Genomic DNA, 25,850 nt, shown 5'->3' on the forward strand with positions numbered 1-25,850 from the left:
ATCCCTTTCCCAAGGGGCCGCAACGCGGCCCGTCAGCGCAGGCTCAGGTCGCGTCGGCGTGGCTCACCAGGCCTTTGACGATCACGCCTACCGTGGCCAGCGCAGCTGGCACCAGCAATGCCGTCAGCACCTGCTCGAAGTTCCAGCCCAGGCCAAGCAGGGTCGCACCACTCCAGGCGCCGAGGATCGCGCCAAAGCGGCCGATGCCGAGCATCCAGGAAACACCGGTGGCACGCGCTTGGGTCGGATAGAACCGCGCCGCCAGCGAAGGCATGGCCGATTGCGCGCCGTTCACACACATCCCGGCTACCAGCACCAGAGTGGCAAGCACGGTAATGTTGCCCAGGCTCTGCCCTACCGCATAAGCGAACACGCCCGCCAGCAAGTAGAAGATACCGATGACCTTGTGCGGGTTGTAACGGTCCATGGCCCAGCCTACTGCCACGGCACTGAGTACGCCACCGAACTGGAACAGCGCACCGATGAACGCGGCCTGCTCCATGCTTGCGCCGCTGTCACGCATCAGCGTCGGCAGCCAGCTGGTCAGCAGGTAGACGATGACCAGGCCCATGAAGTAGGTCAGCCACAGCAGCATCGTGCCCAGGCCATAGGTGCCGGAGAAGATCACTGCGAACACGTTGCGCGCGGCCACAGCCTTCTGTTCCGGCACACTGAAGCTGGCTGCCTGCGCAACGACGGCCGGTGCAATCGGCGCCAGGGTCTTGCGCACCTTGTCGGTACCGCGGTTGCGTACAACCAGAAAGCGTGCCGACTCAGGCAGCCAGACCATCAGCACCACAACCAGCAGCAGCGGCAGCACACCGCCCACTACCAACAGGCTATGCCAGCCGTAGGCCGGGATCATCTTCGCGGAAATGAACCCACCACCAGCCATGCCCAGGTTGAAACCGCAGAACATGCTGGTCACCAACAGCGACTTGAGGCGCTCCGGGGTGTATTCGGAAAGCAGCGTGGTGGCATTGGGCATGCCGGCACCCAGCCCGAGGCCGGTCAGAAAGCGCAGCATCAGCAACTGGTCGACGTTGCTGGCGTAGGCCGAGGCCAGGCTGAAACCACCGAACACCAATACCGCACCTACCAGCACGACCTTACGGCCAAAGCGGTCGGCCAGCGGCCCTGAACCCAAGGCACCGAACACCATCCCGATCAACGCGGCGCTCATCACCGGGCCAAGGCTGGCGCGGTCGATGCCCCATTCCTGGGACAATGCCGGAGCGATAAACCCCATGGCCGCAGTATCCAGACCATCGAGGAAGACAATCAGGAAGCAAAGGATCACCACGCGCCATTGATAGCGCGACAGCGGTTGTTCATTGATGAATGATTGAACGTCGAGGCAGTTCCCGACAGATTGTGGCTTGTTCATTGTTGTTATCCAGAAATTGGGCACAGTCGAGCCACTGCACAAGGGCAACCGGTACAGGGTTCAAAGTCGATGAAATGCGGCCTGATTCAGCCTGGATACAACGGAACTGCGTGCGGGTGCGGCCGCAGCAGCAAAGTGACAGTGGTCATGGTGTGCGCCTCTTGTGTTTTTCTTGTTCGGTCGGCACAGCCGACCGCTGCGAGAGACATTAATCAGCCAATGGAGGGCGCGCAATTCGTCCAGAGCGACACTGTGCGTTTATCGAACAGGAAACGGTTGGCATGTTCGATAACAGTGCACAGCGGCACGACGGGCTGTACGTGTTTCAGCCAAACAACTGATGGCAAAGATCGCGACTGGATGCCAGCAGGATCGGCAAGAAGCGCTGCTCCAGCTCGCTTCGGCTTACACGCCCCACATGGGTACTGACATTCAACGCCGCAAGCACCTGCCCGGACGCATCATAAATCGGCACAGCTATCGAACGCAGCCCCTGCTCCAGTTCCTGGTCGACCACGCACCAGCCCTGCTCACGCACCTGCTGAATGCAAGCGAACAGCGACTCCGGATCATGCAAGGTACGGCTGGTGCGGGCCTTGAGGTCGGCGCGGTCAAGGTACTCGCGCAAGCTGGTGTCGTCCATCGCTGCCAACAGAATGCGCCCCATCGACGTGCAGTAGGCCGGCAGCCGCCCACCGACTGACAGATCGACCGATATCAACCGCTCCACAGTGGCCGAACGGGCTATATAAAGAATGTCGTCGCCTTCGAGGGTGGCCATGTTGGCAGCCTCGTGCAATTGATCGCTGATGCGGTCCAGATAGGGCTGGGCCGACATCGCCAGGGGCGTCGACGAAAGGTAGGCATGGCCGAGGGTCAGCACCTTGGGCAGCAGCGAATAGGTACGCCCGTCGGTCGTGGCGTAGCCGAGCTTGATCAGCGTATGCAGGCAACGACGCACCGCCGCTCGTGGGATCTCGGTGCGGTGGCTGATCTGAGCGATGGTCAGATGGCGCTTGCGCTCCTGAAATGCCTGGATCACGGCAAGCCCCCGCGCCAGCGAAGTCATGAAATCCGGGTCACCGGTAAATGCCTGAATACGCTTGGCTGGCGAGGCCACGATTGGCGGCGCCAAGGCAGGGGCGCTCGGGCGTACCGACTCTGGGCTGGCAGTTTCGTTGGCCGGGATTTCGTCACTCATCGCTCACCTCAAAAAAATCGCTGCTTCGTGCGATTATCGAACAAACGGCCGATAATCGCAATTGACCGCTGACACGTTTGCTTATACCTTTCTTCTGCCACTTGTGGCTTCTTTGGAGAGACTGGTCAGGTACCCACCGTAGAAGTCCCCAGGCAACGGCCTCGCCTTTGTGCGAGGCCGTTTTTATTTCCCAGCCTGGTATCTGAACAGCAGCGAACTTTCCAAGCGCCGGCCGTTCAAACTTTGCACAAGCAGCCATTACCCGCAACTTGAACGACGGTTGTAAGGGCTGGGTAAATAACACTGTCTGGCGTTTTATCGATTGCTATAATCCAGTCGGCTGGCCCGGATCCGCATTCGGGCAAGGCACTTACGGCCTGACCCTTATCCGACGACCAGCACGCCCTGTGCATGGGCAACGTGCACGTGCACGCACTAACGGCCACTTTTTACATTCAGGTACTACTGTGACGAAAGATGAACTGCGCGCGGAACTGGAGCGCCAGGCTGAACGTTACAAGGAAGTTTACGGTGGTGAAGTCACCACTTACGCCGCTCAACCGGAACCGGAGCGCAAACCTTGGCGCAAACGGGCCACGGTCCAGGATCAGGCCTTCAACCAGGAACTGGAAAAGATGGAGAAAGAGTTGCGCAACGAAGACACCTGAGCCGTTTGCCGCGGGCAATTGCATTGGCGGTCGAGGGCGGCGCTCGCGGGACCGATCGTTACCGACAGGCCGAGTATGAAATGGAATTACACAAATTTCATACAGTCGTTTTAATCATGAATGGCCATTCCCGTTTACAGGAATACGGCGAAATTCGGCGTTTTTTGTGATTTTTAGCGAAACCTTCTACGCATTACTCCGTGGAAGACAACGTTTGGAAGTCGATCAAAAGACTGCCATCGGTCAGCTGCGGGTGCATCGATTGCCAAGGTTTTCTGGCATAATCCCGCCCCCCAAATGACCGCCAGACAACCTTCATGATCGATTTATTCAGCGGACTGGATGCCTGGGTATTGGTGAGCCTGCTGCTCGCCCTGACCTTCGTGCTCGCATTCGAGTTCATCAATGGCTTTCATGACACCGCCAACGCGGTAGCCACCGTCATCTATACCAAAGCCATGCCACCACACCTGGCCGTGTTCTTCTCCGGGGTGTTCAACTTCCTTGGCGTTCTGCTGGGCGGTGTCGGGGTGGCTTACGCCATCGTTCACCTGCTGCCGGTCGAGCTGCTGATCAATGTGAACACCGGGCATGGCCTGGCCATGGTCTTCTCGTTGCTGGCTGCGGCCATCACCTGGAACCTGGGTACCTGGTATTTCGGCATCCCGGCCTCGAGCTCGCACACCTTGATCGGTTCGATCCTTGGCGTGGGCCTGGCCAATGCCCTGATCAGCGACATTCCCTTGGGTGACGGCGTCAACTGGCAGAAGGCGATCGACATCGCCATGTCCCTGGTCATTTCGCCCATGGCCGGCTTCGCTGTGGCTGCGCTGTTGCTGCTCGGCCTGAAATGGTGGCGCCCGCTGTCGAAGATGCACAAGACGCCAGAGCAGCGCCGCAAGCTCGACGACAAGAAGCACCCACCCTTCTGGAACCGCCTGGTGCTGGTGATTTCGGCAATGGGCGTGAGCTTCGTACACGGCTCCAACGATGGCCAGAAAGGCATCGGCCTGATCATGCTGGTACTGATCGGCATTGTTCCGGCCAAGTTCGTGCTCGACCTGAACAGCACCACCTACCAGATCGAGCGCACCCGCGACGCGACGATGCACCTGAGCCAGTTCTACCAGCGCAACGCCGCCACCCTGGGCGAGTTCCTGGCACTGGGCAAGGCGCAAGCCAGCGACCTCCCGGAGCAGTTCAGTTGCAACCCGCAGCAGACCGAGCCCACCATCGCAGCATTGCAATCCTCGCTGCAGGGCGTGACCGATTACCGTGCCCTGGAAGCCGACAAGCGCGTGGAAGTGCGCCGCTACCTGCTGTGCCTGGATGACACGGCGAAGAAGGTCGGCAAGCTGCCGGGACTGGATGCGCGTGAAAAGGCCGACCTCGACAAGTTGCGCAAGGACCTCACCGCCACCACCGAATACGCCCCGTTCTGGGTAATCGTCGCCGTCGCCCTGGCTCTGGGCCTGGGCACCATGGTCGGCTGGAAACGCGTGGTACTGACCGTAGGCGAGAAGATCGGCAAACAGGGCATGACCTATGCCCAGGGCATGTCGGCGCAGATCACCGCAGCATGCGCCATCGGCATGGCCAACGTATTCGCCCTGCCGGTTTCGACTACCCACGTGCTGTCGTCCGGCGTGGCCGGCACCATGGTTGCCAACAAGAGCGGCCTGCAAGGCGGCACAGTAAAAACCATCCTGCTGGCCTGGGTATTGACCCTGCCGGCGACGATGGGCCTGGCGGCTGGCTTGTTCTGGCTGGCATCCAAGGCTATCGGCTGAGCCATAACAGTGCAGTGAAAAGGGCCGCTTTGCGGCCCATCGCCGGCAAGCCGGCTCCCACAGGTACAGCGCAGCCCTCAAGAGCTGCGCGGTCCCTGTGAATGCTAACGCTTCTTGCCCCCGAGCAACGACCCCATCAACCCCCGCACCAGTTGGCGCCCCAACTGATTGGCCGCCTGACGCACCGCCGACTTGATCGCCTGCCCCGCCGCGCTCTGCAAGAAATCTCCGGCCTTGTCGACCAGGCTGTCTTCATCCGCCTTGGGCACCGGTACCGGCTCTACCGCCTCACCTTTGCGCCGGGCCAGCATTTCATACGCCGACTCCCGGTCAATCGGCTTGTCATAGCGCCCCGCCAGCGGTGACGCTGCTATCAGCGCACCACGCTCGGCCACACTCAACGGCCCGATTCGCGATTGCGGCGGCGCAATCAACACCCGCTGAACCATCGCCGGCGTACCCCTTTCTTCAAGCGTACCCACCAGAGCCTCGCCAATCCCCAGCTCGGTCAGCACTGCCAGAGTGTCGAATGCCGGGTTGGGGCGGAAGCCGTCTGCCACGGCCCGCAGCGATTTTTGCTCTTTGGCGGTAAAGGCCCTTAGCCCATGCTGTATGCGCAACCCCAATTGGGCCAGAACGCTGTCGGGCAGATCGCCCGGCGACTGGGTGACAAAGAATACCCCCACGCCCTTGGAGCGAATGAGCCGAACCACCTGTTCCAAGCGATCCTGCAGAGCTTTCGGGGTACCGTTGAACAGTAGGTGCGCTTCGTCGAAAAACAGCGCAAGCACCGGCTTGTCGGCGTCGCCTCGCTCCGGCAATTGCTCGAACAGCTCGGCCAGCAGCCACAGCAGGAAGGTGGCGTATACCTTAGGGGCCTCATGCACCAACCGGCTGGCATCGAGCAGATGAATTCGCCCACGACCATCAGCGTCCGTGCGCAATAGGTCCTCCAGTTGCAACGCCGGCTCACCGAACAGCGCTTCGGCGCCCTGCTGCTCCAGGGTTGCCAAACGACGCAAGAGTGCCTGGGTCGAGGCCGTGGTCATAAGCGCACTGTCTTCGCCCAGCAACTGGGGATTGTCTTTAAGGTGTGCGAGCAGCGCCTTGAGGTCCTTGAGATCGAGCAGCAGCAACCCGTCACGGTCGGCCACCTTGAATGCGGCATACAACGCAGCCTGCTGGCTGTCGGTCAGCTCTAGCAGATTGCCAAGCAACAGCGGCCCCATCTCACTAAGAGTGGTGCGCAGCGGGTGGCCGGACTGACCGGCGATATCCCATAGGCTCAGCGGATAGGCCTGCGCCTTGTACCCCAACCAGGGCATGCCGGCGATGCGCTCGGCCACCTTGCCCTGGGGCGCTCCAGCCGCACCGACACCGCACAGGTCTCCTTTGACATCGGCTGCGAACACCGCCACACCGGCATCACTGAATACTTCCGCCAGGTGTTGCAAGGTCACGGTCTTGCCGGTACCGGTGGCACCGGCAACCAGGCCATGGCGGTTAGCCAGGCGCATGGCTTGAGTCACAGGCTGGCCATCCGGGCCAGCGCCTACAACTATGGTCGAAGTTTCCGACATCTTTTTAATCCTCTGCTCAAGCTTGACCACCCACCAGCCGATAGCTCTGGATGATATTCGCCTTTGAAGACAGAACACCCCTGAAAGGACTTTCGGGATGTTGCACTGTTTTAAGCGGTACTCGTGCGAACGCCCGATAAAAACCTTAGCGGAACCGATCACGCCATGAACAAAAGCCTTCGTTTCAGCCACAAGATTCTTTTGGCCGCATCACTGATCGTGATACTCGCCTTCAGCCTGTTCACCCTCTACAACGACTATCTCCAGCGTAATGCCATCCGTGAAAACCTGGAGAATTATCTGGCTGAAATGGGCACATCCACTTCGAACAACATTCGCAACCTGTTTGAAGGCCGTATAAAACTGGTTGAAAACCTGGCGCAGAACATCGCCCAGCAACCTGCCAGCGCAGAAACGCTGATGGGCCAGAGCGCCCTGACGTCAAGCTTCCTGACCGTCTACCTGGGCAAGGTCGACGGTGGCTTCAGCGTGCGACCCGACTCGAAGATGCCTGATGGCTACGACCCACGTACCCGCCCCTGGTACAAGGATGGCATGAGCGCCCCGGGCGCCATCCTCACCGAGCCCTACATCGACATGACCACCAACCAGATGGTCATCGGCATCCTCAGCAAAGTGTCCGCGGGTGTCGGCGTGGTCGGTGGCGACCTGGCCCTGGACGGCCTGGTGCAGATCATCAACTCGCTGAATTTCGGCGGCATGGGCTATGCCTTCCTGGTCAACGACCAAGGCAAGATTCTGGTGCACCCGGACAAGGCACTGGTCATGAAATCGCTGTCGGACCTGTTCCCGCAGCACACGCCGAAACTGACCGGCGAGCTCACCGAAATCGAGGCCGATGGCCAGACCCGCCTGCTGACCTTCACCCCGATCAAGGGCCTGCCATCGGCCAACTGGTACATCGGCCTGTCGGTGGACAAGGACAAAGCCTTTGCCATGCTCAGCAACTTCCGTACGTCGGCCGTGATCGCCACGGCGGTGGCGGTCGTGATCATCATTGGCTTGCTGGGCCTGCTGATCCGCGTGCTGATGCAACCCTTGCTCACCATGACCCGCGCCATGGAAGACATCGCCGAAGGTGAAGGCGACCTGACCAAACGCCTGAAAATCCACAACCATGATGAGTTCGGCATCCTCGGCACCGCCTTCAACCGCTTCGTCGAGCGCATCCACGGCTCGATCCGCGAGGTGTCCTCGGCCACCGAGCAGGTCAACGAAGTGGCCCTGCGCGTGATCAGCGCCTCCAACTCGTCGATGACCAACTCGGACGAGCAGTCCAACCGCACCAACAGCGTTGCCGCGGCCATCAACGAACTGGGCGCCGCCGCCCAGGAAATCGCCGGCAATGCCGCCCAGGCCTCGCAACATGCAAGCTCTGCACGCCTGTTGGCCGAAGAGGGCCAGCAAGTCGTGACGCGCAATATCGAGGCGATGAATCGCCTGTCGGACCTGATCGTCACCTCCAGCGCGCACATCGAAACGCTCAACAGCAAGACGGTGAACATCGGCCAGATCCTTGAGGTGATCACCAGTATTTCCCAACAGACCAACCTGCTGGCGCTGAACGCCGCCATCGAAGCCGCACGGGCTGGAGAAGCCGGGCGTGGTTTTGCCGTGGTCGCCGACGAAGTACGCAACCTGGCGCACCGCACCCAGGAGTCGGCGCAACAGGTACAGGCGATGATCGAGGAGCTGCAGGTCGGTGCCCGCGAGTCGGTCGATACCATGGGCCAGAGCCAGCGCCACAGCCAGGACAGCATGGCGATCGCCAACCAGGCCGGTGAGCGCCTGGACAGCGTCACCGTGCGCATCGGTGAAATCGACGGCATGAACCAGTCGGTGGCCACTGCAACCGAGGAGCAGACAGCCGTGGTCGACTCGATCAACATGGACATCAATGAGATCAACATGCTCAACCAGGAAGGGGTCGAGAACCTGCAGGCCACCCTGCGGGCGTGCTCGGACCTGGAGCAGCAGGCCTCCCGCCTCAAGCACCTGGTAGGCAGCTTCCGCATCTAGCGCCAAGCGGCAAGCTGCAAGTAAAAGCGGATTTGGCGCCGCCTCTTGCTTGCAGCTTGCAGCTCCCACCCAACCCAACCGAACAAACTATCCTTCAGGTAGGTCAACCTTAGGCGCGTCATCCCCGGCCTGTTACAGCCCGATGACGGACCAAAAGTCGATCCCGGAGGGATGCTGATCGTGCACATCGCTGACATCACCATGTTCTACGCCCCGGCCAGCGGCGGCGTACGCACTTATCTTGATGCCAAACACCACCGTCTCGACGCCATTGACGGCGTACGCCACAGCCTGTTGATTCCCGGAGCCAGCGCTCGCCAGGAAGACGGCATCTATCAAGTTCCGGCTCCGCCCCTGCCCTTCGGCAAAGGCTACCGCTTCCCAGTGCGGCTGGCCCCCTGGTGCAATGTGCTGCGCGGCCTCAAGCCCGACCTCATCGAGGTGGGTGACCCCTACCTGACCGCCTGGGCGGCCCTCGAGGCGCGGCGTCAGCTGGATGTACCCGTGATCGGTTTCTATCACTCCGACTTGCCGCTGCTGGTCAGCAACCGCATGGGCAACTGGTTCATGCCAAATGTAGAAGCCTATGTCAGCAAGCTGTACGGCAATTTCGACCGAGTGCTGGCGCCCAGCCAGGTGATGGCCGACAAGCTTCGCCGCCTGGGTGTGCGCGATGTCCATGTGCAGCGCCTGGGCGTCGATCTGGCCACGTTCAACCCGCAACACCGTGACCCGCAACTGCGCGCCGAACTAGGCATACCCGATACCAGTCGCCTGCTGGTCTTCGCTGGCCGTGGCTCGCGGGAAAAAAACCTGCCCGTACTGCTCGATTGCATACAGCGTCTTGGCCGCCCTTACCACCTGTTGCTGGTGGGCTCGAACATGCCAGCCAACGTCCCTGACAACGTCAGCGTGATCAATCGATTCTGCGCGCCGCAGGACGTCGCCAGGCTGGTGGCCAGCGCCGACCTGTTGGTGCATGCCGGCGACCAGGAAACCTTCGGCCTGGTCATCCTTGAAGCAATGGCCAGCGCCACTCCCGTGGTGGCCGTGCACGCCGGGGCCTTCGGCGAGATCGTCAATGAGCAGTGTGGGCGCCTGTGCCGGGCAAACGATGGGCAGGCCATGGCCACTGCAGTGCGTGAGGTGTTCGAAGCCGGCGTGCGCAAGCTCGGGGCCCAGGCCCGCAGCCACGTTGAGCAACATTATTCGTGGGACAATGTCGTCGCCGGCTTGCTGCAGCACTATCAAGCGGTGCTTGGCCATCAACCACAGGTACGCGCCCATGCTTGAGGCCAGCACCGCGCCGGGCAGCCTGATGCTCGTGCTGCACGATATCGCGCCTGAGACCTGGCCGGACTACCAGCCCTTCGTTCAGGCGGTCGACGAAATGGGCCATGTGCCCATGACCTGGCTGGTAGTGCCGAACTTCCATCACCGCAACCCGCTGGCAGGCTCCCCAGCATTCTGCCGCCTGCTCGAACGGCGCCTGGCGCGTGGCGATGAACTGGCGTTGCATGGCTTGTATCACGCCGACGATGGGCCATCGCCAAGCAGCCTGCGTGAGTACTTCATGCGCCGCCTGTACACCCATGAAGGTGAATTCTATGCCTTGAACCAGGCGCAGGCCATGCAACGCCTGGAGGCCGGCCTTGAAGTCTTCGCCCGGCAAGGCTGGCCCGTCGCAGGCTTCGTCGCCCCGGCCTGGCTGATGAGCCAAGGCACCCGCCAGGCCCTGAGCCAACTGCCGTTGCGCTACACCAGCACACCACAGCACCTGTATCGCTTGCCGGACTTCACTGCGTTCAATGCCCCCGGCCTGGTCTGGAGTGCCCGCAGCACCTGGCGCCGCAGCGTGTCGCGAGTGGTCTGTGACTGGCAATGCAGGCGCTGGCGCAACGCGCAAACCCTGCGCCTTGGGCTGCATCCGGTGGACATGCGCCACCGCTCCTCACGAGATTACTGGCTGCGAACGCTGGACAAGCTGCTGATGCAAGGCCGCGCCCCCCTGACCAAGTCGGCCTGGCTACAGCGCCAGGCAAACGGATGAACCGTCTGGGCTGGCTGGCCATGGCTTTGGTGACGGCCATGGTGATACCGGCCCTGCTGGGGGGAAGCGAACTGCTGCCCCGGCTCAAGGCCTTCGACCCCGGCTTGATGCTGACCCTGCTGGGCATGATCCTGCTGTGCTGGGTGATCAATGCCGTGCGGCTGCGCCTGCTGCTTGGCCAGCAGGGAGCAAAGCTTGGGCACGTACGCAGCCTCGGCGTGGTGATGGCCACCGAATTCGCCATTTGCACCACCCCAGGCGGCAGTGGTGGGCCGCTGACACTCATGGCGCTGCTGGCCCGCGACCGTATCGGCCCGGCACGCAGCGGTGCGGTGTTTGCCATGGATCAGTTGAACGACCTGCTGTTCTTCTTCTGTGCCATGTTGGCAATAGCCGGTTACGCACTGTTCCACAGCCTTGGCCGCAGCCAGCAGAGCATGTTGCTGGGCAGCGCGCTGTTGCTGTGCTCGGCACTGGCGGCAATAGTGGCGCTGCTACGTTACCGACGGACGGTGATGCGCCTCAACGGGCGGCTTTTGCAGCGCATGGGGATGGCGCCGGCGCGCAAACGGCGCTGGGCACGCAAGCTGTTGCATTTCATCGATGCCTTGGCGCAGACCTGGCAGCTTCCCAAAAGCACGTTGGTGCTTGTGTTCACCCTCACCTGCGCGCACTGGAGCCTGCGCTACAGCGTGCTGTACCTGGTGTTGCAAGGCTTGGGCGTGGAGTTGTCGTGGATCCCGAGTTTTCTGGTGCAGATGCTCTCGCTCAGTGCCGGGCAATTCAGCCTGCTGCCGGGCGGAGCCGGGGCCGCCGAGCTGACATCGGCAAGCCTGTTGACGCCTCTGGTGGGCAGCTCCACCGCTGCCGCAGCGATCCTGATCTGGCGTGCGGTCACTTACTATTTTTACCTGCTGGCCGGGGGGCCGGTGTTCGTCTGCCTGCTGGCGCGCCCCCTACTGGAGCGCTGGCGGCGTCAGGCGGGTTGAGCTGGCGCCAGAGCTCGGCGGCACCGGGAAAATCGGTGCCGTCCTGTTCGCTCAAGGAATCGGGGTCGTAGCGGGCAAGGCAGCCTTCACCGAGGGTGGGCGGTGCTGATGCGGTGGGTTTGTTGCGTGAGCTTGTCATGTTGCATCCCCTGCATAGCTGGGGCTGCGTTGCAGCCCCAAAGCCCGTATCAGTCGAACACGACAGTCTTGTTGCCGTGCACCAGCACGCGGTCTTCCAAGTGATAGCGCAGGCCACGGGCAAGCACCATCTTCTCGACGTCGCGGCCGAAGCGGACCATGTCCTCGATGCTGTCGGCATGGCTCACACGTACCACGTCCTGCTCGATGATCGGGCCTGCGTCCAGCTCTTCAGTCACGTAGTGGCAAGTAGCACCGATCAGCTTCACCCCACGCAGGGCGGCCTGGTGGTAAGGCTTGGCACCGACGAACGACGGCAGGAAGCTGTGGTGGATGTTGATGACTTTTTCGGCGTAATCCTGGCACAACTGCGGTGGCAGGATTTGCATGTAACGCGCCAGCACCACCACATCGGCCGCATGTTCCTGAACCAGGCGCGACACTTCAGCAAACGCAGGCGCCTTGTCTTTCGGGTCGACCGGTACATGGAAGAACGGGATGCCGTGCCACTCGACCATGCTGCGCAGGTCGTTGTGGTTGGAAATCACGCAGGGGATCTCGCAATCCAGTTCATCGGTGTGCCAGCGGTGCAACAGGTCAGCCAGGCAGTGGGATTCGCGGCTCGCCATCAGCACCACGCGCTTTTTCTGAGCCGAGTCAGTAATGCGCCAGGCCATGGAAAACTCTTCGGCGATCGGCGAGAAGGCTTCACGGAAGGCCTCGATACCAAATGGCAGCGATTCGGCGCGGATTTCATGGCGCATGAAGAACCAGCCACTCTGCTCATCGGAGTGGTGGCTCGCTTCGTTGATCCAGCCATTGTACAAAGCCAGGAAATTACTGACTTTCGCCACGATACCAACACGGTCGGGGCAAGCGATCACCAGACGATAGGTGCGCATGAATAAGACTCCAGAACTTCGCAAAGGCGCTCATTCTAGCGGCCCGCCCGGAAAAACGCAGTAATCATTGCACCCCACCGCCGCCCGCCTCCTCGCTTACACGCAAGCTGCGGCACGCTGCAACAGCGTGGGTGAAACATGACGAATTGCCGGGCCTTATGTAAATATTTTTTTAACCTTGAGATATTTTGTCACAGCGACATAAACAGTTGAGGAACTGATTAATAGGTTTACTTGAGAGTTTCGCCTGTCTATTATTGCTCCACACATTTCCGAACACGCATTAAGGAACACTCCATGTCCCTGATCAACGAATACCGCGCCACCGAAGAAGCCATCAAGGAACTTCAGGCCCGCCTGGCCAACCTGTCGCAGGATGACAAGCTGAAAAAAGAACTGGAGTTCGAAGGCAAACTGCGCACCCTGATGGGCGAATACTCCAAATCGCTGCGCGACGTCATTGCCCTGCTCGACCCGGAGTCGAAACTGAGCAAAGGGCCACGTGGCGCCGTCAAGACCACCGCCACCAAACGTGCGCGCAAGGTCAAGCAATACAAAAACCCGCACAATGGTGAAGTGATCGAAACCAAAGGCGGCAACCACAAAACCCTGAAAGAGTGGAAAGCCAAATGGGGTGGCGATGTGGTTGAAAGCTGGGCGACCCTGCTGGACTGATTGTCCGCTCGATCGCTGTACTGCTAAAAACAAAAACGCCGGCACGATGCCGGCGTTTTTGTTTGCTTGTATAAAACCACTCAAACACTGATGGCAAATTGCTCCGCCAGTTGTCGGGCATGCGCCTGCCAGGCATCCAGCACCTGACGCCCGGCCTCGTCCGCGTTGGCCCAGGCGCTTTGGCGCGCCTGCTCGAAGTCACCCAGCGTGTTGGGTGCACCCCAATGAGGATCGCTCAGCCGCTGCTGGCAGAAACCATACCAGCGTTGCCGCTCTTCGCTATTCAAGGTTTCCGGGAAGTTGCGCGCCCGATACCGGAACAACAACTCAGGCATGCGCGGGTCATCGAACATCCAGTGGCCTTGCCCCAACTGTGCAGGGTCCAGCGTTCTTACTTGTTCGCACAGCCGGCGGTCGCGGTCGCCGAGAAACCCTTCATACAATTGCTGTTCCGGATCGTCACTCGGAACAAAGTCGTCCTTGCCGTAAATGTGTTCCAGCTTGTGTTGCCAAGCATTCTGTTGATTGGCCAACTCTTCAGCGCGTGATTGCACGAGCGCCAAATCGATACCGAGCCGTTGCTGATCGGCCGCGCGCAATACCGAGAGCGGCGCCACTACCGGGCAGCGATTGATCTGCACCAACTTCAGCGGTATGGGTAATTGCCCGTCAGACAATTCCTCACGACGCGTGTACAAACGTTCACGAAGCACCTCGGCACTTTCCCCTAATAAGGGTAGGGTTTCCTGTTGCAGGTCGCACACAATCAGCGCGTTGCGATTACGTGGGTGCCAGGCCAAAGGCAAGACCACCCCCAGATAATTGCGCGCCGCCGAGAACCGCCCCGATATATGCACCAACGGCTGCAGCAGACGGATTTGCTCCATCACTTTGTGCTTGCTGCGCAACTGGAACAGCCACTCATACAACTTGGGTTGCTTGTGCCGGATCAGACGCGCCAGTGCGATGGTGGCCCGCACGTCGGAAAGTGCCTCGTGTGCATGCCCATGCTCGATGCCATTGGCCTTGCTGAGCAGTTCAAGACGCAGGCTGGTGCGCCCGTCCTGTTGCGGCCAGACGATGCCTTCAGGGCGAAGGGCATAAGCAGTGCGTACCACATCGATCAAGTCCCAGCGGCTATTGCCGCCCTGCCACTCCCGGGCATAGGGGTCGAAGAAGTTGCGGTACAGGCTGTAGCGGGTAACCTCGTCGTCGAAGCGCAAGGTGTTGTAACCGGCGCCGCAGGTCCCCGGGAGGGCCAGTTGCGCGTGCACCCGCGTCATGAACTCGGCTTCGCACAGGCCTTGGCTGGCCAGTTGCTGCGGGGTGATACCCGTCACCAGGCAGGCCGCCGGGTGCGGCAGGATATCGTCGCTGGGGCGGCAATAAAGACTGATCGGCTCGTCGATCTCATTGAGCTCGAAGTCGGTGCGCACTCCGGCCACCTGCAACGGCCTGTCGCAGCGCGGGTTGATACCGGTGGTTTCGTAGTCGTGCCAGAAAATGCTAGAGGTCACGGGGACGTCCTGATCAAAGGTCGCCCCGATTCTAGCGGACATGGCCTCAGACGGAAGCGTTGGCCGGGTGGAAACTGAAATAGTCGCGCAACGAGCGCACGAATTCGTCGTATTCGCGTGGTGCCTGCAGCAGCATGAAGCCCGAATCGTAATGGCCAGGCGTCTGGTCCTCACGGCACCACAGGCAACTGGCGGTCAGGTTGATGAACTGAAAGCCACCACCGGGCAGCGGCAGGCGCAACTGCAACTCGAAATCCGGCCCCACCAGCACCGGTAACTGGCTGATCAACATCAAGCCATCTTCCGAGGCATTGCCCAGCTGCCCGATCGGCTGATCGGTAAAGCGGTTGAAGACCCTCAGTACACAAGGTAACTGATGGCGTTCGATATGACGCTGATTGAACATGGTCACAATTGCAGTCCGTACCCGATGCCAGGAATACGAGGTACTGGCGGTTGTTGTAACAACTGAGTTACAGGTTAACGCAGCGCACGCGGCAAATCCCGTGAAATAAACGATACCTTGGTGTTAACGCCAAGGAGAGGTATTCACCGGGCTGGCCATCGCACCCTCGCCAGCGCGGTAGTGGCCCAGCTTCTCCAGAGTCTGCAGTCGCGCCTTGGCCCGGTAGGCATACTCGTTGCGCGGATACTGCTGGATCAGGTATTCGTAGGTTTGTGCTGCGTCCACGAAAAGCTTCTGGCGCTCCAGGCACTGACCCCGCAGCAACGACACTTCCGGATGGATGAACGGCCGCGCGCGGCTGGTACGGTCGACCTGTGACAGCTCGAGCATGACCCGCTGGCAATCGCCACGGTCGTACGCACGATAGGCGTTGTTCAGATGGTGGTCCATGGACCAGCGGGTACAGCCGACGGCGCTGGCCGCCAGGGCAAAAACGATCAGGGCTCGCATGGGGATCTCCTTTAATAAAGAGTATATCGGCGTGCCGGTATATTTCTTCAGCTTGCAACTTGCAGCTTGCAGCTGCCCTATCGTACCCGCCTGCAGGTAGTGCAACGGAACAATGACTACAGGGCGATTCAGGAGTAGCCTTTCGCTGCGCTTCACTATAGGAGTCTGTGCATGACCATCCGCCGTACCAAAATCGTCGCCACCCTCGGCCCCGCCAGCAACTCGCCGCAAGTGATCGAACAGCTGATCCTCGCCGGCCTGGACGTGGCACGTCTGAACTTTTCCCACGGCACCCCGGACGAGCACAAGGCGCGCGCCCGCCTGATCCGTGAGATCGCTGCCAAGAACGGCCGCCATGTCGCATTGCTGGGCGACCTGCAGGGTCCGAAGATCCGCATCGCCAAGTTCAGCAACAAGCGCATCGAACTGAAGATCGGTGACAAGTTCACCTTCTCCACCGCCCACCCGCTGACCGAAGGCAACCAGGACATCGTCGGTATCGACTATCCCGACCTGGTCAAGGACTGCGGCGTTGGTGACGAACTGCTGCTCGACGACGGCCGTGTGGTCATGCGCGTCGAGACCGCTACCGCGGATGCACTGCACTGCGTGGTGATCATCGGTGGCCCCCTGTCGGACCACAAAGGCATCAACCGCAAAGGTGGCGGCCTGACCGCGCCGGCCCTGACCGAAAAAGACAAGGCCGACATCAAGCTGGCCGCGGAAATGGACCTGGACTACCTGGCCGTGTCCTTCCCGCGTGACGCCAGCGACATGGAATATGCCCGCAAGCTGCGCGACGAGTCCGGCGGCAGCGCCTGGCTGGTGGCCAAGATCGAGCGTGCCGAAGCCGTTGCCGACGACGAAACCCTCGACAAGCTGATCGCCGCCTCCGATGCCGTGATGGTTGCCCGTGGCGACCTGGGCGTGGAAATCGGCGACGCCGAGCTGATCGCCATCCAAAAGAAGATCATCCAGCACGCACGCCGCAACAACAAGGCGGTGATCGTGGCGACCCAGATGATGGAGTCGATGATCCAGAACCCGATGCCGACCCGCGCCGAAGTGTCCGACGTGGCCAACGCCGTGCTGGACAACACCGATGCGGTGATGCTGTCGGCCGAAAGCGCCGCCGGTTCCTACCCGATCGAAGCGGTACAGGCCATGGCGCGCATCTGCCTGGGCGCTGAAAAGCACCCGACCAGCCAGAAGTCCAGCCACCGCCTGCACACCACCTTCGAGCGCTGCGACGAAAGCATCGCCCTGGCGGCCATGTACACCGCCAACCACTTCCCCGGCGTCAAGGCGATCATCGCCCTCACCGAGAGTGGCTACACCCCGCTGATCATGTCGCGCCTGCGCTCGCACGTGCCGATCTACGCACTGTCGCCGCACCGCGCTACCCAGGCGCGCGCGTCGATGTTCCGCGGCGTCTACCCGATCGCGTTCGACCCGGCTTCGCTGCCGGCCGACAAGGTCAGCCAGGCGGCGGTCGACGAACTGCTCAAGCGTGGCCTGGTGGCGCAAGGTGACTGGGTGATCCTGACCAAGGGCGACAGCTACCACACCATCGGTGGTACCAACGGCATGAAGATCCTGCATGTCGGTGATCCGCTGGTCGGCTGATCTGCCTCAACCGGCGCCGCTCTGCGGCGCCGGTTCAATCACTGCACACCGTCTTCAGGCATGCTCGACGAACACATCGGCAAATACCTGATTCCTCGGTACCCCGGCAATGAACAGCCGCCGCGCGAACCGCTCCACACTTCCCGGCGAGCCACACACCAGCGCAATGGTCTGCCGCGATGATGGCCGCAATGTCGCCAGCGCTGCATCCAGCTGATCCGCCAGCACCCGCTCGACACTCACGCCTTCGATCTGCATCAACGGCTCAGCCAGGTAATGCCCGGCGGCATCATGCGCCACATGCATCACCCTGATCTCCCCCCGATGCCCCTGCCGCACCGCCTCGCGCAAGATGCCCCACAATGGCGCAAGCCCGGTACCTGCTGCCAGCAACCATAGCGCCCGCCCCTGCCAGTCCAGGTCGTAATGCAGCGCCCCACCGCGCAGTTCCCCCAGGCGCAGCGTATCGCCAACCTGCAAACCACGGGCCTTGTCGCAAAAGGCGCCCGGGCGCTGGCAGTCGATATGGAACTCAAGGAAGTCGTCTTCGCCCGGCAGGCTTGCCAATGAATAGGGCCGGGCCACCGCACCGTTCCACAGCACCACATGCTGACCGGCCTGATAACGCAATGCCCGCTCCGGCCGCAGGCGCAAGCGCAGCACATCACCGAACCAGTCCAGCGCACAGACCTGTGCAGGGATGCCGTCCTGCAGGGGGTCGAACACCGCTACGCGCAGGTCGTCAATCACCCGGCACTGGCATGCCAACCGCCAGCCCTGTGCGTGTTTTTCCAGCGCCAGGGCCTCGGGCCGTGCATCGGCGGGTTGCCCGTCCAGGCAATGCACCAGGCAGGCGTGACAGCTACCTGCACGGCAGCTGTAGGGCACATTCAGCCCCGCGTCGTTCAGGGCATCGAGCAGATTGCTGCCGGTGGGCACCGTCCAGCGGCGCTCGCCCACACAGAGTTCAGGCATGGTCATACTTCTCCGGCTATACATCGCCACTCTAAGGCAAGCCGGCATCGGCAGCAAAAAGGATGCCCGTCGCCTGCAGACCATGGTCCAGACCACACGCAGGTGTTTCGCAGGCACAGGCGCGCTATACTGCCGCGCCTTTTTGCGTCGGCCTGACCTGTCGACGCCTTGCCAGGCGTTTCGACACGCAGGTGTGCAGTGTCGGAAGGCCTTTACGAATGTTCCCGTCTTTAAGAGGAGCGCGCTGCATGACCGTGATCAAGCAAGACGACCTGATTCAGAGCGTCGCCGACGCCCTGCAATTCATTTCGTACTACCACCCCGTCGATTTCATCCAGGCGATGCACGAGGCCTACCTGCGTGAAGAGTCGCCTGCCGCGCGCGACTCCATCGCCCAGATCCTGATCAACTCGCGCATGTGCGCCACCGGCCACCGCCCGATCTGCCAGGATACCGGTATCGTCACCGTATTCGTGCGCGTCGGCATGGACGTGCGCTGGGACGGCGCCACCCTGAGCGTCGACGACATGATCAACGAAGGTGTGCGTCGCGCCTACAACCTGCCTGAAAACGTTCTGCGCGCTTCGATCCTGGCCGACCCGGCCGGTGCCCGCAAGAACACCAAGGACAACACTCCAGCCGTCATCCACTACTCGATCGTCCCTGGCGACAAGGTCGAAGTCGATGTGGCAGCCAAAGGCGGCGGCTCGGAAAACAAGTCGAAGATGGCCATGCTCAACCCGTCCGACTCGATCGTCGACTGGGTCCTGAAGACCGTCCCGACCATGGGTGCCGGCTGGTGCCCGCCTGGTATGCTCGGTATCGGCATCGGCGGTACCGCCGAAAAAGCCGCAGTCATGGCCAAGGAAGTGTTGATGGAGTCCATCGACATCCATGAACTCAAAGCCCGTGGCCCGCAGAACCGCCTCGAAGAGATCCGCCTGGAGCTGTTCGAGAAGGTCAACCAGCTGGGCATCGGCGCCCAGGGCCTGGGTGGCCTGACCACCGTGCTCGATGTCAAGATCATGGACTACCCGACCCACGCCGCATCCCTGCCGGTGTGCATGATCCCCAACTGCGCCGCCACCCGTCACGCGCACTTCGTGCTCGACGGCTCCGGCCCGGCCGAGCTGGAAGCCCCGTCGCTGGACGCCTACCCGGAAATCGTCTGGGAAGCCGGCCCGAGCGCCCGCCGCGTCAACCTCGACGACATCACCCCGGAAGAAGTGGCCAGCTGGAAGCCGGGCGAGACCATCCTGCTCAACGGCAAGATGCTCACCGGCCGCGATGCCGCGCACAAGCGCATGGTCGAGATGCTCAACCGTGGCGAAGCGCTGCCGGTTGACCTCAAAGGCCGCTTCATCTACTACGTCGGCCCGGTCGACCCGGTCGGTGACGAAGTGGTAGGCCCGGCTGGCCCGACCACCGCCACCCGGATGGACAAGTTCACCCGCCAGATCCTTGAACAGACCGGCCTGCTGGGCATGATCGGCAAGTCCGAGCGTGGCCCGACCGCCATCGAAGCGATCAAGGACAACAAGGCCGTTTACCTGATGGCCGTCGGCGGCGCTGCCTACCTGGTGGCCCAGGCGATTCGCAAGTCCAAGGTTCTGGCCTTCGCCGAACTGGGCATGGAAGCGATCTACGAGTTCGAAGTCAAAGACATGCCAGTCACCGTCGCGGTGGACAGCAACGGTGAGTCGGTGCACATCACCGGCCCTGCGCTGTGGCAGAGCAAGATCGCCGAAAGCCTGGCGGTAGAAGTCAAGTAAGCGGTATCGGGGCTGCTTTGCAGCCCCGATCGTTCATGCACCCCTATGGTTCACTGGCAGCCCGCCACGCGGATCATATGGGTAGTTCCTTGAGCCAGAATGACATGATCTTGTTGCTGCTTTCCTGTTCGCCCAAATCGCGCCAAGCGTAATGAGTGCGCAGGGATGGGTCATGCAGGAAGCCCCGGTTTCGCCAGAAACCGTGCAATGGCTTGTAGTTGGCAGGCCGTCTGGGGTGCATGCCAGGGCGCTCGACGGTGCAAAACGCGCAGTAGTCGAATTCGGCCAGCTTGTGCGCGTAGGACTCACGCTCGATGAAGAAGCGCACACCCAGGCCTTGGCCACGATATTCGGGCAGCACCAGCGATTCGCCGAAATAGTACACGCTGGCAGGGTCGCGCCCCTGCGCCAGGAACGGCTGCTGAAACTTGGGCGCAACGTCCACCAGTGGCAGGCCGGTCGAGGCGCCAACCACACGCCCATCGTCCAGGGCCAGCACTACCAGGCTGCGGCCGGAGCGGGCATAGGCTGCCATGTGCTCGGCCTCAAACTCTACTGTGCCGTCATACAGATAGGGGAACTCGCGCAACACAGTCAGGCGCAGGCGAGCGAGGTCATCGATGTAAGGCGCGATAGCGGCACCGTGCAACAGGCGTATTTCCATGCTTGGCGGTCGTTCTGTCGAGGTGGGTGACGCGCTCGGCTAAGCCGGGCTTGAGGGGAAACCCTAACATCCGTACCAATGCCCCACCTTTTCCCCACACGACAGGAACTGTTCCAGGACCGCTACCGAACGGGTAAATGCCCACTACGCAGCTTTCAATGCCGGTGCATCCCAGCTTTCCTTGACTCGCTCAACTGATACGCGTCCCCAGCACCTTGAGGAAGGCCGCAAGCCATGCCGGGTGCGCCGGCCACGCAGGAGCCGTCACCAGGTTGCCATCTACGTGAGCCTGGTCCACGGCGATGTCGATGAACTTCCCCCCTGCCAGACGTACCTCCGGCGCACACGCCGGATACGCACTGCACTCACGCCCTTCCAGCACGCCGGCCGCCGCCAGCAACTGCGCACCATGGCAAACCGCCGCAATCGGCTTGCCGGCCTGATCAAAAGCCTTTACCAGCGCCAGCACACGCTCATCCAGGCGCAAGTACTCCGGAGCTCGGCCACCTGGGATCAGCAAGGCGTCGTAGCTTTCGGCACGGACCTGGACGAAATCATGGTTCAGGGCAAAGTTGTGGCCTGGCTTCTCGCTGTAGGTCTGCTCGCCTTCAAAATCGTGGATCGCCGTGCGCACCGTCTGGCCCGCGATTTTTTCCGGGCACACCGCATGCACCGTGTGGCCCACCATGCTCAAGGCCTGGAAAGGCACCATCGCCTCGTAGTCCTCGACGTAGTCGCCCACCAGCATGAGAATCTTCTTCGCAGTCATCGCATCCACTCCTTCGGTAGTTTGGGGAACAACCACTGCACGATAGTCTGCTTCAGTCGCGACGGTCGAGCAGGTTGACCACAAGGCGGTCGAGCCAGCCCCACACCCGCTGCTTCATGCGGCGCCACAACGGCCGGGCGTGCCAGTGGTCAAGATCGACCTCGTCACTCAGGCTGAAGTCGCGCTCGAAGCTGGCGACCACGGCGGCCGTCAGCGGCGGGTCCAATGCCTCGACGTTGGCCTCCAGGTTGAAGCGCAGGTTCCAGTGATCGAAGTTGCACGAGCCGACGCTGACCCAATCATCCACCAGCGCCATCTTCAGGTGCAGGAAGCACGGCTGGTATTCGTAGATACGTACCCCCGCGCGTAATAAACGAGGGTAGTAACGATGACCGGCGTAGCGTACCGAGGGGTGATCGGTCCGCGGGCCGGTGAGCAGCAGGCGCACATCGACACCCTTGCCTGCCGCCCGGCGCAGCGAGCGGCGCACGCTCCAGGTAGGCAAAAAGTAAGGTGTGGCCAGCCAGACCCGCTGTTTACCGCTGTTGAGCGCACGCACCAGCGAATGCAGGATGTCACGGTGCTGGCGGGCGTCGGCATAGGCCACCCGGCCCATGCCCTGGCCCTGCACCGGCACCTTGGGCAGGCGCGGCAGGCCGAAGCCTTCAGCGGGGCGCCAGGCCGTACGGCGGTTGTTGGCCTGCCACTGGCGGTTGAACAGTAGCTGCCAATCGCTGACCACCGGGCCGCGCATCTGCACCATCACCTCATGCCACTCGCTGGTCGCTTCACCCGGCGTCCAGAACTCATCGGTGACACCGGTACCACCGACCACCGCCAAGCGCTCGTCAACCAGCAGCAGCTTGCGATGGTCGCGATACAGGTTGCGCAGGCCGCGGCGCCAGCGCAGGCGGTTGTACCAGCGCAGGTACACACCGGCATCCAGCAGGCGTTGGCGCAAAGCAGCATTGAAAGCCAGCGAGCCGTAGTCGTCGAACAGGCAACGCACGCGTACACCGCGCCGGGCCGCCTGCTCCAGTGCCTGGACCACCGCCTCGGCGCAGGCACCAGCCTCGACCAGGTACAGCTCAAGATCGACCTGGGCTTGAGCACCCTCGATCGCCTGGAGCATGCGTGGAAAGAATTCGGGGCCGTCGATCAGCAGTTCGAACTGGTTGCCATCGCGCCAGGGAAAGACCGGCCCCGGCATGTCAGCGGGCGTTGAAAATCAGCACCGCATTGACCGGTACCGTCGGGTTGATGGATTTGAGCTTGGCGAACTTGCGCAAGGTTTCCAGGCCGGGCAGCAGGCCGAAGTCGTGGGCGTGCAGTATCAACGGTTCGAGGGTCACCACCTGAAAGCGCCGCGCATCGAGGCGGGTTGCCAGCAACAAGGCGTTGTAGCTGTGCGACTGGCCATGCAGCGTAACGGTCAGTGGCAGGCGCAATTCGACCTGCGCGCCGTCGGCCAGGTCGTTTATCGGCCGCAGGTCGAGTTGGGCCTTGACCGTCGCTTCGGCAAAGCGGCCGACCTCGAACAGGTCGTCACGCATGCGCTCGTCCCGTAGCGGGATACCACTGCTCACCGAGTCCATCTCGATACGCAGCCCGGCTGCGCCCTTGCGGTCGACGGTGCCATGCAGTACCAGAAAACGATGGACCTCGGCCGTATCGCCGTCCTTGCCGGTGACGAATGAAAGGCGTGAGGATTCACCATCGAGGTGCCAATTGGCGTGGGCGGGCAGGCACAGAGCCAGCAACAGTGCGGGTAGAAGACGGGGCAGCTTGAACATGACAGATCTCGTGAAACCAGACCGCCAACCTTACCCGGCCGTCTTCATGGCAGCAAGCGGCAGCCAGCCTGCGCCCCCTGCCATGCCGCCTGATTGCGCTGGCCCAGGCCCGCTGCGACGACCAGACGCTGCTGGCTGTCCTCCTCCAGCATGCTCAACGGCAACCACTGCGCGACATAACCCCGGCAATAGGCGGGGTCCAAGCCCATGACAAAACGGCAGGAGCAATATTCCTTGGCCGAATAAGCCGAAAGAATACCGGGGAAATCCGCCAATGCCTGGCGTTCCAGCCAGGCCCAGCCCAACAAGGCAACCATCACCAGCCCCAGCAGGCGCTTCATGCACCCTCCTTGGCCAGCGCTGCCAGCACACGCTTGAGCAGTTCGTTATGGCGGTAACTGCCATCACGGTCGTCGGCGTAGCGGACGATGACCAGCTTGTGGGTCGGCAGTATGTAAAGGGCCTGGCCCCAGTGGCCGAGGGCGGCATAGGTGTCTGCCGGCGCGTCAGGCCACGGTGAAGCACTGCCCGGCAGTGGCTGGTTGAGCCACCAGTGGCCACCCGGGTTGGCTTCGCCGGGCAGCGGTGTGGCCTGGCTGAACAGGGTACGGTTGAAAGCAACCCAGCTTGCCGGCAGCAACTGGCGGCCACCCCAGCGTCCTTCACGCTGCATCAACAGGCCGATGCGCGCCAGGTCACGGGCACTGAGGTAGAGGTAGGAAGAGCCAACGAAGGTGCCACTGCCATCGCGTTCCCAAACGGCGCTGTGAATGCCCAGAGGGGTGAACAGCGCCTGCCAGGGGTAGTCAGGGTAAGCACTGCCCTTGAGCATGCCGCGCAATGCGGCGGCCAGGACATTGCTGTCGCCACTCGAATAAATGAATCGCTGCCCGGGCTTTTCGGCGACGGGCCTTGAAGCGGTATAAGCCGCCATGTCATGGCGCCCGCGCGTGTAGAGCATGGCCACTACCGAGGATTTCAGCGGTGCGTATTCGTAGTCTTCCTGCCAGGCCAGGCCACTGGCCCAATGCAACAGATCGGCCAGACGCACGTCGGGGTGTGCCTGCATGGGCGGGTAAAAGCGGGCCGCAGGGTCCTGCAGTTGAAAACGCCCCTCACCTTGGGCCACGCCCAGCACTGTCGCCAGCACGCTTTTGCTCACCGACCAGGTCAGGTGGGCGGTTTTCGCGGTGGTAGGTGCGGCGTACCGTTCGTGCAGGATACGGCCGTCACGGATGATCAGCAGGGCGTCGCTGCGAATGCCGCTGCGCTTGGTGGCGTCGCGTTCAGGGAAGGCATAGCTGTCGACAGCCTGCCAGTCGATGGCCGTGATGTCGGCCTGCCAATCCGGTAGGGGCCAGTCCTCTGCCCTGGCCGAACCGACCGCCACCGCCAGGATCAACAACCCTGCCCTCAACATAAACGCCTCTTGGGGCCGCAAGGCGACCCGGGTTTTCAACGGATCAGGCGATCCTGGCAGGCGTTCATGACAATCCGGCTGCCTCCCAAGCCTTGGCCAGGCGCTTTTCCCGAGCAGCCGTCGCCAGCGCCATCACCCCCTGATCACGCTGCCACAACTGCGCCCATTGCGCCGGCCCGGCCGACAGCGCTTTGTCGATGGCCCCTTTCAGTGCCTGAAACTGCGCAAACAAGCCCGCCAACAACAAATGGCAGCCAACACTGTCGGCGCACTGGCGGCTGGCCTCGGCACAGCCGGCCAACAAGGCAATCAGGCGCAACCGCAGCTCCTGTTGCCAGCCGCATTCCTGCGCTACGCCATACAACCAGGCAACCATCGCCGCCAGTACGTACAAATCTTCCAGCGAGCGAAACGGTTTGACGTACGCATCCCAACCATCACCTGCCAACAACTCGCAGGCAGCCTGGTGCAGTTGCAGGCGCCCGTGGCCGACCTCAGGCATCAAAGGCAGGGTCGGCAACGCCTCCAGGGTCACTCCTGGCTCACCCGGATAAACCACTCCCAGGCTCAGGCGCGGTGCTTCACCCTGCCCTTCGCTGCGCGCCGCCACCAGCAGCCATTCGGCGTCAAGCCCGGCGGTCACGAAGTCCTTGCGGCCGGTCAGGCGTAAACCCTCCAGGCGCGTCTGCATGTCCGCAGGGCGCACGCTACGCCGCTCGGTGGCGCATAACGCGCCGAGACTGGCCGGGGCGCTAGGCCACAGCATGCGCAAGGCGGCTTGGTAGCCAATGAGAAACGCCAGGCCGGGTGTGGCCATGGCGCGCCCACCCAGCACCGCCAGCTCGAACGGCGTGCACCCACCGAGGCGCTCGAGCTGCGCGGCATATGCCTCACCCAAAGTACCGGCCATAGGCTGGCGAAAGGGATCGTTGAGTCGTTGCAACCAGGCCATCGGACGCTCCTCGCTTGTCAGGGGGT

General features: G+C 62.0%; 24 protein-coding genes and 1 pseudogene. 10 read left to right on the plus strand and 15 right to left on the minus strand.

Annotation, left to right across the window (positions count from 1 at the left end; genetic code table 11):
* Window positions 1-43: 43 nt before the first annotated feature.
* Window positions 44-1,387: an MFS transporter gene (locus ACMGGN_RS17160; RefSeq protein WP_039602158.1), complete on the minus strand. Its 1,344-nt coding sequence runs from the start codon at window positions 1,385-1,387 to the stop codon at window positions 44-46.
* A 325-nt stretch (window positions 1,388-1,712) separates the two neighbouring features.
* Entirely contained in the window at window positions 1,713-2,588 is an 876-nt protein-coding gene (gene pcaR, locus ACMGGN_RS17165) for a pca regulon transcriptional regulator PcaR (RefSeq protein WP_046784908.1), read from the minus strand.
* A gap of 467 nt (window positions 2,589-3,055) precedes the next feature.
* On the opposite strand from pcaR, the gene ACMGGN_RS17170 reads away from it, so the two are divergent.
* Complete coding sequence (locus ACMGGN_RS17170) at window positions 3,056-3,256, plus strand: hypothetical protein (protein WP_012312935.1); 201 nt, start codon at window positions 3,056-3,058, stop codon at window positions 3,254-3,256.
* Between the two features lie 317 nt (window positions 3,257-3,573).
* A complete protein-coding gene (locus ACMGGN_RS17175; RefSeq protein WP_012312934.1) occupies window positions 3,574-5,046 on the plus strand; it encodes an inorganic phosphate transporter in 1,473 nt (490 codons plus the stop codon).
* A gap of 104 nt (window positions 5,047-5,150) precedes the next feature.
* Here ACMGGN_RS17175 and ACMGGN_RS17180 read toward each other — a convergent pair whose 3' ends face one another.
* Window positions 5,151-6,626 carry a helicase HerA-like domain-containing protein gene (locus ACMGGN_RS17180; protein WP_414156143.1) on the minus strand — a complete coding sequence of 492 codons (1,476 nt, stop codon included), beginning with the start codon at window positions 6,624-6,626 and terminating at the stop codon, window positions 5,151-5,153.
* A 165-nt stretch (window positions 6,627-6,791) separates the two neighbouring features.
* Between ACMGGN_RS17180 and ACMGGN_RS17185 the strand changes: the two are divergent.
* From ACMGGN_RS17185 to ACMGGN_RS17205, 5 genes and pseudogenes are all read left to right on the plus strand, one after another.
* Window positions 6,792-7,808 (plus strand): annotated as a pseudogene (locus ACMGGN_RS17185) (cache domain-containing protein); the annotation flags it as partial.
* A gap of 93 nt (window positions 7,809-7,901) precedes the next feature.
* Window positions 7,902-8,666 carry a methyl-accepting chemotaxis protein gene (locus ACMGGN_RS17190; RefSeq protein WP_371316836.1) on the plus strand — a complete coding sequence of 255 codons (765 nt, stop codon included), beginning with the start codon at window positions 7,902-7,904 and terminating at the stop codon, window positions 8,664-8,666.
* Window positions 8,667-8,837: 171 nt separating this feature from the next.
* Window positions 8,838-9,959 carry a glycosyltransferase family 4 protein gene (locus ACMGGN_RS17195; RefSeq protein ID WP_046784903.1) on the plus strand — a complete coding sequence of 374 codons (1,122 nt, stop codon included), beginning with the start codon at window positions 8,838-8,840 and terminating at the stop codon, window positions 9,957-9,959.
* Complete coding sequence (locus tag ACMGGN_RS17200) at window positions 9,952-10,716, plus strand: DUF2334 domain-containing protein (RefSeq protein WP_115273668.1); 765 nt, start codon at window positions 9,952-9,954, stop codon at window positions 10,714-10,716. Before ACMGGN_RS17195 ends, ACMGGN_RS17200 begins: the two co-directional genes overlap by 8 nt.
* Window positions 10,713-11,705, plus strand: coding sequence for a lysylphosphatidylglycerol synthase transmembrane domain-containing protein (locus ACMGGN_RS17205; protein ID WP_046784901.1), 993 nt, complete (start codon window positions 10,713-10,715; stop codon window positions 11,703-11,705). The genes ACMGGN_RS17200 and ACMGGN_RS17205 overlap by 4 nt, the downstream gene beginning before the upstream one ends.
* A gap of 188 nt (window positions 11,706-11,893) precedes the next feature.
* Here the strand turns inward: ACMGGN_RS17205 and purU are convergent, their stop codons facing one another.
* Complete coding sequence (purU, locus tag ACMGGN_RS17210) at window positions 11,894-12,745, minus strand: formyltetrahydrofolate deformylase (protein ID WP_012312928.1); 852 nt, start codon at window positions 12,743-12,745, stop codon at window positions 11,894-11,896.
* Window positions 12,746-13,042: 297 nt separating this feature from the next.
* Between purU and mvaT the strand changes: the two genes are divergently transcribed.
* Window positions 13,043-13,420, plus strand: a complete 378-nt coding sequence (gene mvaT / locus ACMGGN_RS17215; RefSeq protein ID WP_012312927.1) for a histone-like nucleoid-structuring protein MvaT — start codon at window positions 13,043-13,045, stop codon at window positions 13,418-13,420.
* Between the two features lie 80 nt (window positions 13,421-13,500).
* Here mvaT and sbcB read toward each other — a convergent pair whose 3' ends face one another.
* From sbcB to ACMGGN_RS17230, 3 genes are all read right to left on the minus strand, one after another.
* A complete protein-coding gene (gene sbcB / locus ACMGGN_RS17220; RefSeq protein WP_414156144.1) occupies window positions 13,501-14,937 on the minus strand; it encodes an exodeoxyribonuclease I in 1,437 nt (478 codons plus the stop codon).
* Window positions 14,938-14,983: 46 nt separating this feature from the next.
* Window positions 14,984-15,343 (minus strand): PilZ domain-containing protein, encoded by a 360-nt coding sequence (locus ACMGGN_RS17225; RefSeq protein WP_046784962.1) that lies wholly within the window; start codon window positions 15,341-15,343, stop codon window positions 14,984-14,986.
* Window positions 15,344-15,466: 123 nt separating this feature from the next.
* On the minus strand, window positions 15,467-15,853 hold the full coding sequence (locus tag ACMGGN_RS17230; protein ID WP_046784899.1) for a hypothetical protein: 387 nt from the start codon (window positions 15,851-15,853) through the stop codon (window positions 15,467-15,469).
* A gap of 171 nt (window positions 15,854-16,024) precedes the next feature.
* Here ACMGGN_RS17230 and pyk point away from each other — a divergent pair, with 171 nt between their 5' ends.
* Window positions 16,025-17,479 (plus strand): pyruvate kinase, encoded by a 1,455-nt coding sequence (gene pyk, locus ACMGGN_RS17235; RefSeq protein WP_039604343.1) that lies wholly within the window; start codon window positions 16,025-16,027, stop codon window positions 17,477-17,479.
* A 54-nt stretch (window positions 17,480-17,533) separates the two neighbouring features.
* Here the strand turns inward: pyk and ACMGGN_RS17240 are convergent, their stop codons facing one another.
* A complete protein-coding gene (locus ACMGGN_RS17240) occupies window positions 17,534-18,454 on the minus strand; it encodes an iron-sulfur-binding ferredoxin reductase (protein ID WP_119689122.1) in 921 nt (306 codons plus the stop codon).
* Window positions 18,455-18,702: 248 nt separating this feature from the next.
* Between ACMGGN_RS17240 and ACMGGN_RS17245 the strand changes: the two genes are divergently transcribed.
* A complete protein-coding gene (locus ACMGGN_RS17245; protein WP_016488901.1) occupies window positions 18,703-20,226 on the plus strand; it encodes a fumarate hydratase in 1,524 nt (507 codons plus the stop codon).
* Between the two features lie 73 nt (window positions 20,227-20,299).
* Here the strand turns inward: ACMGGN_RS17245 and ACMGGN_RS17250 are convergent, their stop codons facing one another.
* The 7 genes from ACMGGN_RS17250 to ACMGGN_RS17280 form a co-directional block, all read right to left on the minus strand.
* A complete protein-coding gene (locus ACMGGN_RS17250) occupies window positions 20,300-20,890 on the minus strand; it encodes a GNAT family N-acetyltransferase (protein ID WP_115273664.1) in 591 nt (196 codons plus the stop codon).
* Between the two features lie 190 nt (window positions 20,891-21,080).
* Window positions 21,081-21,659 carry a DJ-1/PfpI family protein gene (locus ACMGGN_RS17255; protein WP_012312917.1) on the minus strand — a complete coding sequence of 193 codons (579 nt, stop codon included), beginning with the start codon at window positions 21,657-21,659 and terminating at the stop codon, window positions 21,081-21,083.
* Window positions 21,660-21,711: 52 nt separating this feature from the next.
* Window positions 21,712-22,869 (minus strand): phospholipase D-like domain-containing protein, encoded by a 1,158-nt coding sequence (locus tag ACMGGN_RS17260; protein ID WP_237860905.1) that lies wholly within the window; start codon window positions 22,867-22,869, stop codon window positions 21,712-21,714.
* Between the two features lies 1 nt (window position 22,870).
* Window positions 22,871-23,452: a YceI family protein gene (locus tag ACMGGN_RS17265; protein ID WP_046784896.1), complete on the minus strand. Its 582-nt coding sequence runs from the start codon at window positions 23,450-23,452 to the stop codon at window positions 22,871-22,873.
* A 44-nt stretch (window positions 23,453-23,496) separates the two neighbouring features.
* Entirely contained in the window at window positions 23,497-23,793 is a 297-nt protein-coding gene (locus ACMGGN_RS17270) for a hypothetical protein (protein WP_046784895.1), read from the minus strand.
* A complete protein-coding gene (locus ACMGGN_RS17275) occupies window positions 23,790-24,872 on the minus strand; it encodes a serine hydrolase domain-containing protein (protein WP_187306320.1) in 1,083 nt (360 codons plus the stop codon). The genes ACMGGN_RS17270 and ACMGGN_RS17275 overlap by 4 nt, the downstream gene beginning before the upstream one ends.
* A 64-nt stretch (window positions 24,873-24,936) precedes the next feature.
* Window positions 24,937-25,824: an acyl-CoA dehydrogenase gene (locus ACMGGN_RS17280; protein ID WP_414156145.1), complete on the minus strand. Its 888-nt coding sequence runs from the start codon at window positions 25,822-25,824 to the stop codon at window positions 24,937-24,939.
* Window positions 25,825-25,850 lie beyond the last annotated feature (26 nt).

The organism is Pseudomonas sp. BNK-30 (assembly GCF_047456185.1).
GTDB lineage: Bacteria > Pseudomonadota > Gammaproteobacteria > Pseudomonadales > Pseudomonadaceae > Aquipseudomonas > Aquipseudomonas putida_E.